Origin of the sequence: Leuconostoc mesenteroides subsp. mesenteroides ATCC 8293, assembly GCF_000014445.1 — a bacterium.
Taxonomy (GTDB): domain Bacteria; phylum Bacillota; class Bacilli; order Lactobacillales; family Lactobacillaceae; genus Leuconostoc; species Leuconostoc mesenteroides.
This window is the reverse complement of sequence record NC_008531.1, coordinates 1,066,064-1,085,743: the sequence shown is the minus strand read 5'-3', so window position 1 is coordinate 1,085,743 and position 19,680 is coordinate 1,066,064. Positions and strand designations below refer to the sequence as shown.

Sequence of the window (19,680 nt, the reverse complement as noted above, 5' to 3'; positions counted from 1 at the left end):
TCAAGTAAAACATTAATACTGTATTAAAAAAGTGTACCTACTTTTTATAACTCAAAATTAGGTACACTTTTTAATTTGTTGTTACCAGTTACTTGAAGAAATATGTCATACCATACTTCAATTGACGCATCGCACTAGGTAAATTATGTTCACCGCCACGATCAGTAAACAATCGAACATTTTTAAATTCTTGTAAACTTCTAGCTGAATCTCGGGCGCCGTAAATTGTGCTGTCGTTACTGCCAGCACTGATGGTAGCATCAAAAGACAAATCCGACTGTTGTAATCGTTGTCTTAAAGCTACCATATCCCCGTCATAGCCACTAGCCATCATCTGAAAATAACGGAACTTGTCTAATTGATTTTCTAGTACATCCCAAGTTGTGACGGATCCCATTGAAAAACCAGCAAAAGCATAATGATCTCGCGAATCATAGACGCGATATTTTGCCTTAATTGCCTTAAGCACTTCTGTCACCTCAACTTTAGAAAATCGTTCATTTAATGGTCGATCATCATCCCAGCTATTGGTCACAAACGAACGATTGGGATAATATGTTGGCGTCACGACAATAAATGGCGTTTTTTCGTTCTTCATTAAGTCAGCTATTATTGGTGCTTTGTCATCAGCACGTCCTGCTGTAAAATCCTCATCCGTCATCGACCAACCGTGCATTAAAATCAAAACATTGTATTTTTTATTGGAAGAGTGGTAATCCTCTGGTAAATATACTGGCGCCGATTTTTGATAGGTCTTACCACGGTATGTTGTTTGATAACGTAATGAGTCCGTATCGTTAGAACCACGTTTTTCTTCTTTTATATTGTTATTTTTAACCACATGCTGTTGATTCATCACCAAAATAACACCTACTATACCTAGAAAAATAACAACTATTATTTTCAATTTACGGTTAATCATATGATAACTCCTAGCACTATATTAGTATTGTACTGGTAAGCGTTATTTTTCAATATTTATCTTTTGTAACCACTTGTCCAATTCCTTTGCCACTTCAACACGACGATTACCCTTAATGGCAAGTAAGACACCATTTGTTTCTTGACCACCCTCTACAGAAAAGCCATCCAGAACTTTTGCCCCTTTGGTACCGGACTTTATTTGTGAAAATGTTGAACCTGCGCCATATCCACCGTTAGTATTAAATGGAATAACAATTTTACCGGAAAAATTATAATCGTTCATGAAAGATTCCACAGCTTGTGGGAGTGCCATATTCCAAGTTGGCGTTCCGATAAAGACACGATTGTAGTCATCAAAATTTGATACTTTAGTCTTTAATGCTGGCAAAGTATTATTGTTTTGTTCTTGCGCATTTTGAGATACTTCAGAACGATAATCCTTTGGCCGTGCTTCTTTTGTTTCGATTTGAACCAAATCGCCACCAACCCGATCGTGAATTAATTCAGCAACTGCCTTTGTGTTACCAGTTCGTGAATAATAAACAATTAAAGTTTTATTTTCTGCCATTTTACTTGTCTCCTTATTTTTTTGTGATGTACTTTGTGTTTTAGTTGTTTGAGATGTACCGCTTTGATTTGTAACCCAAAATAAAATAGCACCAGCTACAATGACAACGGCGACTATTAATAAAAGTATCTTTTTCATTCGTTAACCTCTATAATCCGTAATTTTTAGAACAGCTGATTTAATCTTCTTTACGAGAAACTGGATAGATAACTAGCAAGACAACAATCAAGGCTATTGCAACCAATACGCTGTCTATAAGCATCGCGTGTTGATAAAGAATATCTGGAGATTTAATGCCTGAAGTGATCGCAACAACTAGGGATAGACCAACAGAAGACCCAATTTGATGGGTTGTATTAACAACACCACTTGCTGCACCTGCTACTTCAGGTCGTGTATGTGCAACACCAGCAACAGTTAACGGACTTAAAGTCAATCCCTGACCAAATCCAAGCAGAATCATAGGCAGCGCAACAACTAACCAGTAACCCTGATGGATATTAATGAATGTTGGTATAAGTATTCCAATCAACGATAACGTAATACCAATAATCAAAATTTTTGTATTCCCAAATCGTGCTGACAAATCTGCAGATCTCATACCAGAAAGGAATTGAGGAATTGACATTGGAATAAACGAAAAACCGGCTATTAGTGTAGAGAAATTTAGCGAATTCTGCATTGCCTGTGGTGTTAAGAACCAGTAGCTAAACATTGCTCCCATAAAAACAAATCTAGCAATATAAGCTCCTGAACGCTCCCTATCAGCAAATATTTTCAATGGCAACAATGGTTGGGCTATTTTTCTCTCTATCATAATTAAAATGATAAATGCAACTGCTGAAATCGCTAGCGAAACAATATTTCCACTTTCACCTACGATGCTATAAACCAAGGTTGCCATACCTATTACCGACAAGATTGCGCCAAGATAGTCAATCCTACCTGAAGCAACTCTAGATTTAGGTATATACTTAATAGATAACATTGCAATAATAACAGCAATTGGCACATTGATTAAAAAGCCATAACGCCATGAGAATGCATCAGCAATCCAACCGCCAAGTATTAACCCAGAAATACCACCGACGCCAGCCGTGGCACCATAATATCCGATTGCTTTAGTGCGCATTTCGCCTGTGTAAGCATCCATAATTAGGGCTAATGTTGATGGCGCTAAAATTGATGACCCGATTCCTTGAAATGCTCTTGCGATAATAATGGTTAAATCACTATTTGATATACCTACCGCAAGGGATCCTAGCGCGAAAACAAAAAGGCCAACTATAAATATATTTTTTCTACCAAATAAGTCCCCTGCACGTCCCATAGCCAACAATAAGCCACCAAATGTGAGCGAATAAGCATTCGAAACCCAAGACAGCGCACGTGCGTCCAGATTCAATTCGTTAGCAATTTTAACTGTCCCAGTAAAAATTATCGAATTATCCAGCAAAATCAAAAAATATGTCAATAAGACAATCGGCAAAACCATGCCAAACTTTTGTTTCATAAAGTATTTCCTCTTTTCATTTAATAATATTATTAAACACCTTGGAGTACACTCTAAGTCAATACTTATCCATTTTTTAAGTGTGTTTACATTGTCAACAATATACAGATGCACAACCCACCAGAGCAAATATTAATGGTTGGCAATCAATTCAAAATTACCAAAATTTTGCTTCATTACTGATATTATGCACGATGACTGTGCTTAATATCAGCGATTGGTCTAAAACATAGTCGCTTGTGAAATATGTCAAAAATGTGTGCTTGTGAAATGAAAAAATGCGCAATTAAATTAGCTTGTGAATTTTTCTATTTCACAAACAAAAAACAGGCTCTTGAAAGCCTGTCACTGTGATACTTTATATAGCAGCTATTATGTCAACTGCAATTGGTATAGACTTAAAAGTCAATATTACGTATTTTGTTTATTTCAATATAATCATTTTTATTGAAAAAGAGTATTCATGCTTTCCATTAAGTTCTTAGGATGGATTATAATATTAAATTAAACGCTTTGTAATGTGCTATTATATATTTATTTTCATAATGTTAACCAATTTTATTATGTAACATCTGTTATTCGTTGATGGTTGAAAATTAATTCTGTATAAGGTAGATTGTAAAATTAAACTGAACACTTGAATAAAAAACCGCAGCGCCTTTAAAGGAATCAAGAATGCCAAGTCAATCACTGTCGATCTTGGACGGGAATTTGCAAAATATAACGAAATCGAGCAAAAACTAGGTATTCCAGTCTATTTTGCACACTCAAACTCACCAGAAGAACGTGGGAGTAATGAGATATTAAATCGATCCGTTCGTCGTTTTATACCAAAAGAGCACAAAATTGAAACCGTCTGTAACAAAGAATTAGATCAAATCAACCATTGGATTAATGCAATACCAATGAAAATACTCAATTGGCAATCACCACGAAAGGTTTTTCATCAGTTTGTAGTGTTCAGTTAATTCTTGCAATCTACCATAAGCATTTTCAAAAAATTAAACATGATGAAATTTTTTACTTTCTGATCATGGTTTGATAGTCTTGAAACATTATTTAGTTTCTTGTAATTTATCTTCGTAACTTCACCTCCGTTTAAAATAGGTAAAATATGGTGTAAATTTTGGAATGACTAAAGTACTATTCCTTGTTTTTTTATTTCATGTCAATATCTACATTCTTTGATGTGAAAAAATCCATTAACCGATTATTGAAATGTCTTTTTAGATCTCTAAATGCATTCACCTCTGAATAATCAAAAGCAAATAATTCTTCCTTATCTTCTTCTGTACATTTAATTTTAGAAAATTGATCTACAAATTTTCTTTGTGCCTGTTCAAATAATAATTCTAAAAACCTTCTTTTTTCATTGATAGATGGGATTTGGAATTCACATACTAAGTCAAATCTTGTTTGTAATTCAGGGGGAATAATTTTCTTATACTCGGTTTCATTTTGAATATTAGACGTAAAAATCAAAACATATCCATCCAGATCATGTTCTCGTGTCATTGAGTCAGTGAATGTCCCCTCTTCAAGAAGATCCAAAAAAAACGAAAAGACCGGTTTTGTAGTTTTTTCGAATTCATCCAGTAATACTAGACCTACTTTACTTTTATTCACTTTTTTGCGTAATTCTCCTTCTCCATAGCCAACATATCCTGCTGGACTACCAATCAGTGTATTTAGTGCATCTTGACTGCTATAATTTTGAAAATTTATTTTTGCAAGGTAACTATTTTCTTGTAATTCATTGGCGAGTAGCCGAGCAACCTCTGTTTTGCCAATTCCAGATGAGCCAAAAAGAAAAACTGAAAAAACCTTTTGTTCCTTAGCTTTATTTAATTTGATGAAATTGTTAAGTAAATATTTTAATTTCCTTTTAAAATAATCATGCCCTATTAATTTATGATTAAAAGACGTGAATAGCGAATCCAATTCATGTTCAGAAAATGAAGTTATTTTTTTTACTTCTTTTGATACAATTTCATTCGAATATTTAATTTTTAGATCTGGGAGGATTTTTTTTAATGATTCAACCCCCTCAATATAAAGTGAAAAATATTTTAGAATTTGGTCACTTTGTGAAGCTAATCCTATTACGTTAACATTTGAAAATTGGTTTAAAAAGGACTCAATCATGTAAATTAAGTTTTTGTTATCTTCTATTGCATAAATTGCAGATGTCAAATCAACAATTGCTAATTTTGAGTTTAAATTAAATTTTTTAATCTCTGTAGAAAGATTTTCATTTGCATAAGAAAATGTAGTTATAGAAATATTATTTTCATTAGCATAATCAATAATTGCACTCAAGTCCTCATTAGCATAATAAGTATACAGAGACCTCCTATAGTGAACAAAGGTTTTTGGAATTTGGCTCTCTGTAACTACTTCATCTTTATTCAAAAGAGAAATATGGCTAGAAAAAATGTGCGGAAAGAAATCTATTGCAATCTCTGCCAAACTCTCCTCAATTATTATTTTCGAATCTTCGTTAATTTCTCTAAGATTGATACCAGCTGAATATATATTGCCTTGATTTTGTCTTAACATGTGAACTAAAGAAGTGATGTCTATACAAACATCTTGTTCTTCTTTCAATAGTTCAAGCGTTTCTTCAAATATAAAAGTAGTAACATTATTTTGTTGTTGAATTTTTCTTAATTCGGTTAAATTCTTATAAGTATAAAGAGTAAAATAATTCATCGACTACTTCCTCCACAACGAACTTAACCAAATCCCAAGTTTGTTCCACCAGTGAGGTATTACAGTTTCTGATTCTTCAAGGTTGAAAGAAACATTTTGAATAATTGCCAGGGTGTCAACAAAATGGTATTTGTCAGTATTGATTGTTTTACTCATTGAAACGAGTGGTGGTTCATTACTTTTTATTATTTTTGTAGTTTTTTCTTTAGTCTTGCCTTCACCTATATCTTGAAAAAAAGTAAATGTATTAGAAGAGACCGATTCTTTTTCAATCAATCCTTTATAAACTCCTATGATTGACACATGACCTATTAATAAGTCATCAATACTATATTTATTTTCGAATTCCGTTTGTATTTCTAAAGGAATTTTAATTAGAATTTCTTCTGAGCAATACGAATTCGTAAAATCATTATGAACTCTTCCCTTTAGTATGTAAGCATAGTCTTGAAGCATTGAACTCACTATATTATTCACTTCCATGCCTTCCACTTTCATACCTTTTAGAGCATCTCTTCTAATAATGAGGAATCGCCTTAAGCTTTCTTCGTCTAGAATCTCTAACTTCACATGATCAATTTTAATTAAATCGCCTTCACTACTGTTCCCAAAAGAACTGATTTTCATACACTGTTCAATTACTCTACGAAGTAATATCGACTTGGTAGTTTTAACATCGAGAGTTTCAACAACCCTAGATGATGAAAAGGCTGTTTCTTTTGAATCTGTTGAAATAGATGCTTTAATACCATTTAAAAAAAACTTTGACCCTTGCGCAGAAATGGACGAAGTAAATCCATACTGTTCTTCAAAGCTCTTTGTGTGATTCTTTTCTATTTTTGATAAAATAACATTATTTATCATCATGGCAATTTCATAAACCTTGGTAAAACTAAGATAATATATATTAAAATCTTTTGACTTTGATTGTTTCAAACTAAAACCTCCTAAATAAAACTTCTAAATAAATTTTACCCTTTCATTTTCAGGATAATATCAACTAGGTGTAGAATTTTATTTACCTTTAATCAACATATTTTTTGATCATATTGGCAATATCAGAAAAATCATCATCAATCATATCGAACAATGACTTTCCCATTGTTTTGTTTAACATGCTAACGAATTCGCCAATATTATTAGCTATATTAGTGATTCTTCTTAGCGTGTCTATAATCTCTAAAGAAGTTTCTGGATGATGCTTAGTATCTTTCAACACAGATTGATAATAATCAATTTTATCATTCCAAAATGTTACGTACTTGAATCTATTATCACTATAAATAGACGGCACTAACTTTTCTATACTAATTGGTTTTTCCAATAATTCGTTATCTTTTTCAGTCAAAACTATAAACGCTAATCTTTTTGAGTACTCCGAATCTTTCATTAATTCTGATATTTCGTACATGCATGCTTCTGACTCAAGGTAGGAATTTGATATTAAGGATAGAACAATATCATGTTTTTTTATGGACAACATAAATTTGTCAATGTCATCTTTGTATACTAATGAGGTGTCTCGGGTGATAATCAAGTCGTAATGAAACAATTGTTTCATTTTTGTTTCAATAAAGTCGGCAATTTCAGATACTTCATGATTATAAGAGATAAATAATTTAACTGGCTTTTTTTCTGAAAGTTCATTAGTATAATTACTATCAAACTTATAAAACTTATTTTTTGAAAAAGCAATTTTTTCAAAACTAGGCGGAACATTAATCACTGCAATTCGCTGTTTGTAATATGAAGCATCGAAAATTTCGAACCCTGCAAAACCATCCAAAAAGTCTACAATTTCCTCTCTTTTGGGCAAAGGGAAAGAAAAGCCTTTACATTCAATTATATTTCCTCTGTCTTGAAAACCCAATAAAATTTTTCCTCCCATTTTTGTGTTTGCTAATGTTGCTATCATTTTAGCCAATGTTTCTGTATTTTCCCCTGGGAAAACATATCTTACGTTCCCTCGTTGGTTCGTCATCAATATATCACTGATACTCTCATTCATTGTCTTTCTCCGTAAACAAATTTACTAAAGGTATTTCCGTAATTTGTGTTGTCCTTAACAAGTCTCCCAATGATACTGGTGTAACAATTTCATTGTTGTCAGTCCACAACTCAAATTTATCACTGCTCAATGTGCTCAATTCTTCTTCACTATAAAAAATAATTTTTTGTTCATCAGTTGGTCTGACAACAATTAAAATGTCGCGACCTTGCTTCTTTGCTTTGAAAACGGTTTCAGATAGACTTTCCTTTTTCCATAATTCTACAGTACTAGGAACAGTATATAATGGATTACTTAATAATGAACAATAAACATTGGTTACAGATCTCTTGATTAATTTTTGAACCTTTATTGCAGCTTCTGGAGTGTGCAAGATTTCATGCCTCAATCTATCTATTAATTCTGGATCATCCAGCAATCCGTTTTCGACAGCTTGAGTAAATTCGGTATTTAATAAGATATTTTTTAAGGAATCTGGGGATATCCCTTTTTCAGTTATAATATCTCCAATTTTGTTAAGTTCTTCTGAGAAGTCTACGGGTCGTAATTTGTTTCGTTCTTTATACAAAGTTGGTAAATTGGTTTTTGAAAACGTTTGATATTTTGAGAAGAAAATTAAAATTTTATCGAAAAGTATTTGATTTTCGCTTTCTCTCTTCCCATTGTTTTCAATATCAAGTCTGTGCATTATTCCCAATACTCTGTCTTCCATTAATTTTGCCTGTTCTTTGTCTCCAAATATAGTAATGTTGCTTAAAATTGTTTGTGGAATGATTATTTTTGGGTGAATGATTTTTTTACTCATTTCTGGAATAATAATCAGCAGTAAATCAAACAGCTCATCTATCCCACTAGTATACTTCATTGTTTTGGCAAGTTTAAATTCACCAGACCAATTGGGTAGTAAGGATTCTGATAAATTTTTAGGATCAGCTTTTTCAAATATCGAGTAATATTTATTAATCCACTCAATGGCTTCTTCACCATTATTAAAAATACTCAAAAATTTTTTTAAATCTTTATTTCTAAAATATTCCTGCTGCACATTTTCAAACGTAAAATTATTGTTTATAATTTTGCGCCAACCACTTGATGTATCTTTAGAAGTAATCTGAATATTAGGTAATTTATATGACAATTCCCAAAAATCGTCAAAATATTCTTCCTTAGCACATGTAGGTACCAAAACTTGAATATCACCAGCTTGGTTCGTTATTGAAATTAAATTACCACTTGATGTTTCCACCATTCTTGTGTTGTTGATTGTCTCTAAAATAGAATTTAACCATTGCGATTTTTTCATTTTTTTAACAGAATCAATATTTAAATTACAAACATTATAAATATCTACTTCTGTTTGTGAACTCAAACTATTTAAAATATCTTTGAATGAGGCAGCAGCAGTATCAAGAATACTAGTGTTTAAGGGATCCCCAATGTAGATATTGTCACGGTCAAGTTCAGTGTTAAAATTGTCACAATTTAATACAATGGGAAAAGGGAATTTTTCTGTTCCCACCAATGGAAATTTGCAAAATAATCTGGCTGTTTGATCAGAAATTTGAGAAAAAGAAAAATTTGAGTCCTTTTTTTCTAGGGGAGTTAACAAACTTCCATTTTCAAAATCGTATTTGGCAACATATTGATAATCTTGCTGCGCAGAATTTTTGACTGCAAACATCTTCATGTTTTCCATATTTTTAAACTTTTGACTATCTGAGTATAGAGATAGCTTCGTATCATTGACAGTGATCGAATTAATAGACGTGTTTAGTACTAATAAATAACGGGCATGTTCATGCAAGCTTTTTATGCCATTTTGGACTGCCTTGATTGATTCATCAACATCATCCGAATTATTCAAATCATACTCGAATACTGTAGTTTTGCTTTGAAAAAAATTAGGTTCTGTACAATTTAAGTTTTCAAGTAAACTAAAGTTTTCTTCAACTGATGCTGCAATGTCTTCGTGTGTTTCTCCTGAACGATCTATAGTGATTTCAAAGTCATTGCCACTATCTTCTAAGAAACTCGAAATTTTAATTTTTGGTGACAAAATTGTTGTTGTAATAAACCCAGTTCCAAATTGGCCTGTTGATTCTTCGCTTGATTGCTTACTTGATGCTTGTGTTATTAATGCCCACAACTCAGACAATTGAAACCCCCGACCATTATGGATAAATTTTAAATTCTTAGTATTTTCGTCAAATAAAATCTGAATATCTAACTTTGTATTTTTTTTACAACAATCGTTTGCATTTTGAATTAACTCCCATAGCCACCTTTTTCGAAATTTCTCTTTTCTATTGGAATCTACGTGTTTAAGTTTTTGTATTTCGGTAAAAATTTTTCCAACAGTTTGACGTTTCAACATTTGATCTTTTATTTCATTTATATCGTTTATATTGTTACTCATCAGTAGTCATATCTCCAAGAATTGATACACTCAAACCTGTGATTTTTGGTTAAGTTTCATTAGGTTTTTTGTAATTCGATTTACTCCTTCTTTTATTATTTAGACTGATTCAAAATTTTTCGTACTTAGTCCGTTAATTATTTTAAAGAAAATGTACATAGAAGGATGGCTGTACAATTAAAAATTTTTTACTGAAAGTAACTCCCTTTCTTCGATGTTGAAACGTCTGTGAACCTTTCTATTGAATTCTAAAATGATCGAATTGCACAAAATATCAATTATTATCTTCATGGTCTAATTGGCATAAAAATAGTTTGGTCTACAGAGTAAACAAAAATCTACACGCATGCAGAAACTTCTCACATCTTGTTGTTTTTAACAACTTTAAACTTGTCTTGTGTGTTGATTTTTTAATTTGACAAGTTTATTCCAATATCAAAAATTCGATTAATTTTACGTTCATCCATTTCTTCTACAAAAATGTAACAATGTAAATACGTAAAAAATTTATGTCAGTAGCTTTTATTTGTTTTTCATAAATTATTACAGCTCCTCTCTGGACAAGGGATTTTTTTAAAAAAATTAATCTGAAAAATTAATTATACCGTTGATTGGGTGAACCCACGAAGAATAATAGGAGTATAAAAATATCTATTCATTTGTATTTAATTTGTTTTAAATTTTGCTGTACCTTACTTATCCTTCAGAATTAAAGAATGGTAGTAGTTATAAGATATTTCATATGTTCGGTCTGTAATTTTTTTTGAATTAAAGTCTATAAAATTATTATCCTCTAGAAACATTTGTACGCTGGTGTAGTTGCTTTTTTTATATATCTGAAATTTTTTTTCTAAGTATATGCTCAATTGATTTTGTTCAAAAGATGATTTCATATCGTTACATTCAGCATTGTAATTTTTATTTAAAACTAGTAAGTTGCCCAGCATATAGCGATTTGGTTCACTTTTAAATTCTTTATCAATTATGTGTTCGATTGAGTAATCTTGCCCATTGGTACTAAATGAATTGTAATTGTTTGCTAATTGATACATTATTGATTTACCAACACCGTCCCACTGTGGGCTATTTTTTTAACAAATGTAACTTTTTTAAAAGCTACATCAAGATCGTCTTGCGAGAATATGTCTTGTAATTTCTCATGCAATAGTTTGATATTACCAGTAAGTTCATTGGGTTCGCTATTCAATAATACTGTATGGCATTCTTTAATTAGTTTTTGAATTTCAATGTAAATTCTTCTTTCATTTTCGTCAGCATTTAATTTAAAAACCAATAATAAAGTTGACAACAACAAAAATAGGCTACTACTTTCTCTGAGAGCACGACTATATTTTTTGGCGTTATTCTCACTGCTATGTTTACTTTTAAAGGCCAATCCAATGAAGATAAATTCCATCTTTTGGAACGATTTATAGTCATTTTGTAAAAGTAAATTTTTTATTGCCGAATTTTCGTTGTTAAATTGAGTATATGCAGCGTTTGACTTATATACGTTACTTGAAATGATATTTTCAGCATCTATTCCGACTTCAATAAAGTTGTCAATGAGGGTTGTAGAAAGGTTATCGTCTGTATCTGTCAACTCATTATATAAATCATATAGAGATGCGCCACTGTCAATTTCAGTTATTGTTTTTGGATAAAGAACAGACCATGATAATACAATAAAATCAAAAAAATCCATATTTAATTTTTCATAGGCTAATGACTCTAAGTTTTTCCAATGTGCCTCTATTTGTTGCATTGCAGTAGCTGATTTATTGTTTTGTTCCTCGAAAATTGAGCTTTTTAGCAAATCCAATTGTGTAAGTGGTATACCTTTCGAATTTATGTCTTTAAATATTTTGAAGCCTGTATCTTGATTAGAATCGTGAATAATCACTAACTGTGATGAAAGAATAGAATGCATTAAATCCATAATATATTCAGCTCTATCTTTTAAAGCTCTTCTCTTTAGAGTACGGGACTTGATATCTTTTGAAATACTAATGTATGATTCCGACAATACTTTATCTTGATGAGAGGATTTATTAGAAATTAAACTTTCTGAATAAGTTCCATCTGTAATAGAGTTCAGTATTATAGAGTTATCGCCAGTAATTATTTTCCGTTCAGGCTCGCTTTCTTTAGTTACATAAAGACACCTATTGTACCTACTTATTTGGGATTCTATTCTTTTTGATAAAACTTCTAGCTTATCCTGTTTTAATTTTTTCTTGTAAGTGTTTAATAAGTCAATTACAACTCTTAAAACTATTATTGTAGTAATAATTCTCTGTTGTCCATCCACTATAGCTTCGCGATGTCCCTCTCCAGAAGTCAGTATTTGTCCCAAGTAATAATCACTCTCATGTCCTATTGTTACCTGTTTTTCGAAGTCATCTAAAAACTGAGTTTGTTGAACATTTTTCCAAGCATAGTGGCGTTGATAACCAGGTACTTCATATATTATTTCCTTGTTAAGAAAATTGCTCATTTTACTTTTTTCAACTGAAAACGCCATTTAATTTGTCCCTTTTGTTTTAAGCTTATATTAATATAATCTTAATTTTATCAACTAAACGTTCTGAAATCAAAGAAAAGTATGAATTATGTATTTATTTCAATTGATATTTACAATTTCTACTTCATTATGAATAGAACTTAATATTTGGCGTTCTAATGATTTCGTTGTCGGACTTTATAGTCCTCTAAAAACTTGTGATTCATATTGTTCTTGAGCCTTTTCGTGTTCGACCTTATTTTGATTTCTTAGGAATTGAAGTTCTGCGTTTGTTTCAGCACGAATGTCCTGCTGCCACAAGCGACTAATTTTATTAAATGAACTACCCCGCACAGGCATCTGCTCACCGACGGGCTTTGAATTTGAATTTACAGTGTTGATCAACGATTTTGGGGCCAAATTTTTTTCCTGAGGGCTAGCTATTAGTTTAGTTTTATCTACGTTATTGCCCTTGTTCTTCTGTTTAACATGGCTTAGTAACTCAGACATCTGTTGGTCAATATCATTTAATGAGGTATCTTCAATTTGTGCTAAATGTTTGTAGAGTTGATTCGCTAAGCGCTTTCTTAATTCATCTTCCTTATTTTCAGACCATTTACGTTGTCCTTTATGCATCAAACCCTGATCTTCAATATTAATGGCATCATATTCTTGAGCTAACGACTTAAATCCTTCATATTCGGGTTTTAGCTCTTTGTCAAACAAATCATCTAAAAGCTGATTGGTTAATTGATTTGCTTTTGCCATCTTGCCTTTTCCTGCTGTTAAATGGGCGTTACCAACTTGCCACCGCCCTTTCATGTCTTGAGGTAAAGCATCATAAATTTGTTTGATGGCTTTAGCATGCCGATCATTTAAAAGGTTCTCTGGCGCTGTCTCAACAATTTCTTTTTTAAAGCCACCAACACCTTTTAATATTTCCTGATGCCGTCTTAGTTCCTGTGACGACATTAATTGTTTTCTAAACTGTCGCTTGGCTTGTTCAATCACTTCCAGAGGTATAACGCCGATTGGCTGCCCTTTGTACTTACCTTCTTGCTTGACCATCTCAGACCGCGTTTCTTGGCTTTTTTTAGCAAACCACAGATGCATGTTTAGGTGGTCAGTATCCTGATGAATCACACCAAACCAAACAACGTCATTTTCATCTTCTCCCAAAGGTAAATTAAATCCTTTGTTAATTAGCGTCTTAGCAACCTCTTGTTCTGCATGCTTCAACTTATTTTGGTCTATCATACGGATTTCGGGATCATAGAGATTGTTTTTAACTAACCAATCGCCTCTGATTGAGAAGGCGAGTTCATGAATATTATTACCATTTTCTTGACTTCTGAGCACTGCTAAGGGATTGAGATAAGTATAGGGATAATTATGCCAATCCAAAAATGATTTCAATCGTCGCGAATAAATACCGGTCGCCTCAAAAACAATATCAGGAAATTTATTAAATTGCATGATAATTGTATTGAGTTGATTGAATTCCAGAGCATCATGGGTTATCTTGAAATGTTGAGTTACCTTACCATCAATCGCCACCGCAACTTGACTAGTAGCTTTAGAGACATCAATACCAATAACGTAGTGCATAATAGCATCTCCTTAAAAAATATTTGAAACAACCACTGAAACCTCACGACCATTTATTTTTCTATACTCGACGTCTAGCGCCTAACTTACTAAGATCAAATTGTGTGGTAAAGCCAGTGAAATGGCCATTTTTTCTACGACATCTGGTGTCAAAAGGACCAAAGACCTAAGTTTCACTACCAATTTTAGAATAAATCCAAAAAAGGTGAAGATCATCTCCGTCGAGAGTAATCTTCACCTTTAATGTTAGTAATTTTTTTAGTATAAGAGCATTTACTCAACTGCTGGTTAATAACTATAAGTATACTATTTCTCAGCATTTAAACTTATTGAATGAACTCCTTGTCCAATTTCGGCGACGTAGAATGAAGCTTCATATCCAACTTTATCTTTGTATGCTTTTCCAACTATTTGTTTTAATTCAGCAACATTTCGTTTATTAACTAAAGCAATAGCACAGCCCCCAAACCCTGCTCCGGTCATTCTTGCGCCTAGAACGCCTGGGACTTTTTGAGCAGTCTCTACTAAGGTGTCAAGTTCAATTCCTGTCACTTCATAGTCAGTCTTTAATGATTCATGAGACTCATTTAGCAACCTGCCAAATTCCATCATATGATTATCTTTTAAAAGTTTAACGGCTATTTTAGTTCTTTCATTTTCACTAACTGCATGTTTCGCTCGACGCGCCACAACTTCTCTATTAATTAAATGTTTGCTTTTTTCAAATGTTTTACTGTCAATTTCCCCCAAAAAATTGATTCTCAATTCTTTTTGTAAGTCAAAGACCGCTTCTTGGGTTTCTCTAACACGCTCATTATATTTAGAATCGGATAGCTCTCTTTTCTTGTTGGTGTTCATAATTACTACAACGTTGTCACGCATTTCCACGGGAACAAGTTCGTAAATCATCGTATTGGTATCGAGATAAATTGCTTGATTTTTTTCACCATATCCGATTGCAAATTGATCCATAATACCAGTATTAACACCAATATAGTCATTCTCCGCTTTCTGACCGCTAGCAACTAATTGTAGACGAGGAATTTTTAGATCATACAACTTTTTTACTACAATTCCAGCAAGTAATTCTAAGGACGAGGATGAAGATAATCCTGATCCATTGGGAATATTACCGACAATAGCTAGCTCAAATCCATGGTCGAATTTATTACCATACAATCTCAATGATTGAAGCACACCTTTTACAAAATTTCCCCATGAGCCTTTCTGCAAATGATTTTCATCATTAATATCAAAAGTAATAACGCCCTCATTTGAAAAATTTTTGGAGTATAGTTTAACAAATCTATCATGGCGAGACTTTGCAGCACCATAGGTGCCAATCGTTATAGCCGCAGGTAGAACATGTCCTCCGTTATAATCTGTATGTTCACCAATTAAATTGATTCGACCAGGTGAAAAGAAAAAATCACTGGGTTGAGAGTCAAATTTTGATTGAAATTCTCGCTCTAATTCTCTATATATTTTGGATTCCATATTGTTATCTCCACTATTATTGTTATTGATCCTCATGTCGTTCATCATAACCCTTAGGATGACTCTGATGCCACTGCCAAGCTGTCTTGATAATGTCTTGCACATTATCATACTTTGGTGCCCAGCCCAGCACCTCTCGTGCCTTATCTGAATTGGCAATCAAAATATCAGGATCACCCGCTCGACGTGGCCCAATTTTAGCTGGAATATCAACCCCTGTTGCTTCCCGTGCCGCCTCAACCATCTCTTTCACTGAAAATCCAGTCGCTGATCCTAAGTTAAACTGATTTGACTCATGACCATCAGCTAAATACTGCAATGCCAAGATATGCGCGTCTGCCAAGTCTAAGACATGCACATAATCTCGTACATTAAAGCCGTCTGGTGTATTATAGTCATCGCCAAACATTTCAATATAATCACGTTGTCCCAAACCAGCTTGCAAAATAATTGGTACCAAGTGTGTTTCTGGATTGTGGTCTTCACCAATCGTGCCATCTTCTGCTGCACCAGCCACATTGAAATAGCGCAACGCGACCCATTTAACCCCGTCAGCTTGGTCGGACCAGTTCATGATTTTTTCCATCATCAACTTTGATTCACCATAGGGGTTAATCGGATTTTGCGGATCAGTTTCCTTAATCGGAATATGCACCGGATTACCATAAGTTGCGGCGGTTGATGAAAAGACGATTTGTTTGACGTCATGTGCTTTCATCACTTCCAACAACGTAATCATGCCACTAGTATTGTTGTCAAAATATTTCAGCGGGTTTGCCACTGACTCTGGCACAATTGAAAAGGCTGCAAAATGAACCACTTGTTCAATGTTTTCTTTATCAAACACTGCCGACAATTCTGCCTTATCACGAATGTCAACTTGATAAAATGTCGCTGCTGGATTAACTGCTGCGCGGTGTCCAGTGAACAAGGCGTCCACAACCACCACGTCGCGTCCTGCTTCAACCAACCGTTTCACCATGTGTGAGCCAATATATCCTGCACCACCAAGTACTAATACTGCCATTTTGATTTATTCCCCTACTTCGATTTGCTTAATAAACTTTTCCAGACCATCTTGTCCAGATTGATCATTTTTGAAGACACCTGCATCCTCAAGTACGCGACTGAAAATCTGTCCCACGCTTTGTTGCACGATATGGGTCACATTATTCGCGTTAATCACTTCAGATTGCTTCAAAGCATCTGCCCATGTTCGGTGTTTTAATGCAATGTTATTATCATTGCCTAATAAATATTGCGCAACTTCAGCTAATTCTGCTTTCAAACGTGGCGGTAAAATTGCTAATCCCATCACCTCAATCAAACCAATATTTTCTTGTTTAATATGCTGAACATCTGGATGCGGGTGAAAAATGCCATCTGGGAAAGCGTCAGATGTGTTGTTATCACGTAACACAAGATCCACTTCGTAATGACCACTTCGAAATCTAACAATCGGCGTTACCGTGTGGTGCCGTTCACCATCATCACCATACGCACGAATTGAAAGAGAGGCATCATCATAATTTTGCCAAGCCATCATAATTCTATCAGCGGCATTTAGTAACTTTTCACGATCATCGTCGATTAAGCGGATAGTTGTCATTGGCCAATTTAAAATACCCGCTTCATGTAAATCACAACCTGCAATGGTCATCTTTTCTTTCATGACTGCTTTTGCCATAGGTAGTTCATAACGACCAGCTTGAAAATGGTCATGTGATAAAATCGATCCGCCAACAATTGGCAAATCTGCATTCGATCCAATGAAATACTCTGGAAATTTAGACACAAACTCTAACAATCGTGATAAGTTTTCACGATCAACATGCATCGGGCGAAGATTTTCAGAGAGCACAATAGCATGTTCATTGAAATAAGCATAAGGTGAATATTGAAAATACCATTTTTCATGTCCCAATGTTATCGGAATAACCCGATGATTGGTGCGTGCTGCATAATCCAGTCGTCCCCAATATCCTTCATTCTCTTTTGCCAATTGTGAAACAGGATATTGCGATTGCTGTTGGTTTTTATTTTTTAAAGCAGCCGCAATCGCTTTAGGATCCTTTTCTGGTTTGGATAGGTTAATGGTAATTTGCAGTGTACCATATTGTGTGTCTACCGGATAAGAAATATTTTGACTGATTTCACGTGTTTTAATGTAATTACTGCGTTGGGATAAATCAAAGAAATAATCAGTTGCTTGTCGCGGAGATTGCTGATAATGCTCCCAAAACATTTTTCGAACCTGTGATGGCCTTGGTACAATAAAATTCATGAGTTGCGCACCTAGCATATCAGTGTTCATTTGACGCAACGCTAATGTCCCATTTTTTTCGGCAACAGCTGTCAGCTGATCTAGTAAAGCTAGGGTCGTTACACTGTCATCATCTACCAAGCGAGGTGTCGTATTATGATTTGTTTCACCAACTAATCCCATAATTTGATTGACCAAATAAATTTCGTCATCAATTGTATAATCAGATTCTTCAATGATTTTTTTTGCGAATGCTGTGAATAAATCAATTTCCGCCATTATGCTTCTCCTTTAAATCTTTATAAGTAAAAATTATTGCACCAAAAATTAAAATTTGAGATTATAATGATGTCAATCACTGTATACAATTCAGAATGAACCAAACATTATTTCAACCAACTTATTTAATTAATGACCAGTGTCTATATATTTAAACGTCTTTAGCGAAGGTAGGGCTTTACCTTTAAAATTGAACAAAGCCTGATTATCCCAAGATGATCCCCCTGCATTTCCCTCAGCATCTTTGTCAAATTCGCTAGCACTTTTCGTTGCCCATCCGGACCCAAATTTCTCCCATAATAGCCTATTGCTTTCTAAATTTGACTTTGGTCCCACAGGGACCCATGCGGGCTCCCAATAGAAAACACCTAAGCCTGTGCTTCCGACGTTTGCGACAGCCTGAAAAACATCACGCAAAGCCGTCGCTTGACCTTGGACAGATACGGGATAATCGAATACAATATTAGAATCTTTAGTAATTGTATTCCTGAACCCGTCTCCATCTTGATAGGTGTATGGGTACGAAGTTTCTGCGACCATAACTTTTTTGTCATAGGTACGAGAAACATCACTTAGCGATTGTGTCAGATTACTTAAGCTACCATGCCAATAAGGATAATATGAAGTAGCGAAAACATCATAGTCTACGTTATGATCATGCAACTGCTTTGAAATCCATTTATCATTGCCTTGTTTTTGTATATCTGTGAAATGAACGGCGACTAAAATATTTTTATCTACGTTACGAACCGCTGCTGACCCAGAATTAAATATACCAGCCATTTCTGGCCATTTGCTAGTACCCGCAATTCCATTATTAGTTTCATTCCCAATTTGCACCATTCCTACATCTATTCCAGCCTGTTTTATTTTTTGTAAACTATCCAGAGTGTAAGCGTATACTGCCTTTTGTTTCTGATCATAAGATAAATTCTGCCACGATTTGGGTGCCTTCTGTTTAGATGGATCAGCCCAAAAGTCGGAATAATGAAAGTCCACCAACAACTTCATTCCATATTTACTTGCCTGTTTGCCAATTAAAATTGCTTTCGCTAGATCTGAATTGCCACCACCATACCCATTACCAGACTCTGTATATGGGTTATTCCAGACTCTAACTCTGATATAATTAACACCATTTGATTTTAATATTTGAAAAATATTTTCTTGTTTTCCTTCTTCATTGAAATAACGTACACCACTTTTCTCTTCACTAATTACAGACGAAATATCGACACCTTTTATAGTATTACCATTCAAATTATTAATTTTTTTAACAGTAACATCCGAAGCCGATACTGAAACTGAAAGAAAACTAGTTATTGCGATTGTAGTGATTACTACCCACCAATCTCTTTTTAAGTTCATACTTTCCGGCCCACCTTTAAG

At 33.8% G+C, this 19,680-nt stretch carries 13 protein-coding genes and 2 pseudogenes; 1 reads left to right on the top strand and 14 read right to left on the bottom strand.

What is annotated here, in order from left to right; genetic code table 11:
• Nucleotides 1–88 precede the first annotated feature (88 nt).
• The 3 genes from LEUM_RS10355 to LEUM_RS05255 are packed head-to-tail and all read right to left on the bottom strand — an operon-like array spanning nt 89 to nt 3,005.
• On the bottom strand, nt 89–922 hold the full coding sequence (locus LEUM_RS10355; RefSeq protein ID WP_011679824.1) for an alpha/beta hydrolase: 834 nt from the start codon (nt 920–922) through the stop codon (nt 89–91).
• 42 nt (nt 923–964) lie between these two features.
• A complete protein-coding gene (locus LEUM_RS05260; protein ID WP_011679823.1) occupies nt 965–1,630 on the bottom strand; it encodes a flavodoxin in 666 nt (221 codons plus the stop codon).
• 40 nt (nt 1,631–1,670) lie between these two features.
• Nucleotides 1,671–3,005 (bottom strand): MFS transporter, encoded by a 1,335-nt coding sequence (locus LEUM_RS05255; protein WP_011679822.1) that lies wholly within the window; start codon nt 3,003–3,005, stop codon nt 1,671–1,673.
• Nucleotides 3,006–3,664: 659 nt separating this feature from the next.
• On the opposite strand from LEUM_RS05255, the pseudogene LEUM_RS10505 reads away from it, so the two are divergent.
• Nucleotides 3,665–3,973, top strand: a pseudogene (locus LEUM_RS10505) (IS30 family transposase); the annotation flags it as partial.
• Between the two features lie 190 nt (nt 3,974–4,163).
• Here LEUM_RS10505 and LEUM_RS10350 read toward each other — a convergent pair.
• From LEUM_RS10350 to LEUM_RS05200, 11 genes and pseudogenes are all read right to left on the bottom strand, one after another.
• Nucleotides 4,164–5,717: an AAA family ATPase gene (locus tag LEUM_RS10350; RefSeq protein ID WP_011679821.1), complete on the bottom strand. Its 1,554-nt coding sequence runs from the start codon at nt 5,715–5,717 to the stop codon at nt 4,164–4,166.
• 3 nt (nt 5,718–5,720) lie between these two features.
• A complete protein-coding gene (locus LEUM_RS05245) occupies nt 5,721–6,653 on the bottom strand; it encodes a hypothetical protein (protein ID WP_011679820.1) in 933 nt (310 codons plus the stop codon).
• An 88-nt stretch (nt 6,654–6,741) separates the two neighbouring features.
• Complete coding sequence (locus LEUM_RS05240) at nt 6,742–7,725, bottom strand: TIR domain-containing protein (RefSeq protein ID WP_011679819.1); 984 nt, start codon at nt 7,723–7,725, stop codon at nt 6,742–6,744.
• The gene (locus LEUM_RS05235; protein WP_011679818.1) at nt 7,718–10,141 is read right to left on the bottom strand and encodes a sacsin N-terminal ATP-binding-like domain-containing protein; all 2,424 of its coding nucleotides are present in this window, start codon (nt 10,139–10,141) and stop codon (nt 7,718–7,720) included. The genes LEUM_RS05240 and LEUM_RS05235 overlap by 8 nt, the downstream gene beginning before the upstream one ends.
• 1,051 nt (nt 10,142–11,192) lie before the next feature.
• On the bottom strand, nt 11,193–12,665 hold the full coding sequence (locus tag LEUM_RS05225) for a DUF262 domain-containing protein (RefSeq protein WP_011679816.1): 1,473 nt from the start codon (nt 12,663–12,665) through the stop codon (nt 11,193–11,195).
• 177 nt (nt 12,666–12,842) lie between these two features.
• Nucleotides 12,843–14,003: a relaxase MobL gene (mobL, locus tag LEUM_RS10345; RefSeq protein ID WP_423751983.1), complete on the bottom strand. Its 1,161-nt coding sequence runs from the start codon at nt 14,001–14,003 to the stop codon at nt 12,843–12,845.
• A 3-nt stretch (nt 14,004–14,006) separates the two neighbouring features.
• Nucleotides 14,007–14,252 (bottom strand): annotated as a pseudogene (locus tag LEUM_RS10965) (IS110 family transposase); the annotation flags it as partial.
• 306 nt (nt 14,253–14,558) lie between these two features.
• Nucleotides 14,559–15,749, bottom strand: coding sequence for a galactokinase (locus LEUM_RS05215; RefSeq protein WP_011679814.1), 1,191 nt, complete (start codon nt 15,747–15,749; stop codon nt 14,559–14,561).
• A gap of 22 nt (nt 15,750–15,771) precedes the next feature.
• Nucleotides 15,772–16,776, bottom strand: a complete 1,005-nt coding sequence (galE, locus tag LEUM_RS05210) for a UDP-glucose 4-epimerase GalE (RefSeq protein ID WP_011679813.1) — start codon at nt 16,774–16,776, stop codon at nt 15,772–15,774.
• A 6-nt stretch (nt 16,777–16,782) separates the two neighbouring features.
• Nucleotides 16,783–18,291, bottom strand: coding sequence for a UDP-glucose--hexose-1-phosphate uridylyltransferase (galT, locus tag LEUM_RS05205; RefSeq protein WP_011679812.1), 1,509 nt, complete (start codon nt 18,289–18,291; stop codon nt 16,783–16,785).
• 129 nt (nt 18,292–18,420) lie between these two features.
• On the bottom strand, nt 18,421–19,659 hold the full coding sequence (locus LEUM_RS05200; RefSeq protein ID WP_011679811.1) for an arabinogalactan endo-1,4-beta-galactosidase: 1,239 nt from the start codon (nt 19,657–19,659) through the stop codon (nt 18,421–18,423).
• Nucleotides 19,660–19,680 lie beyond the last annotated feature (21 nt).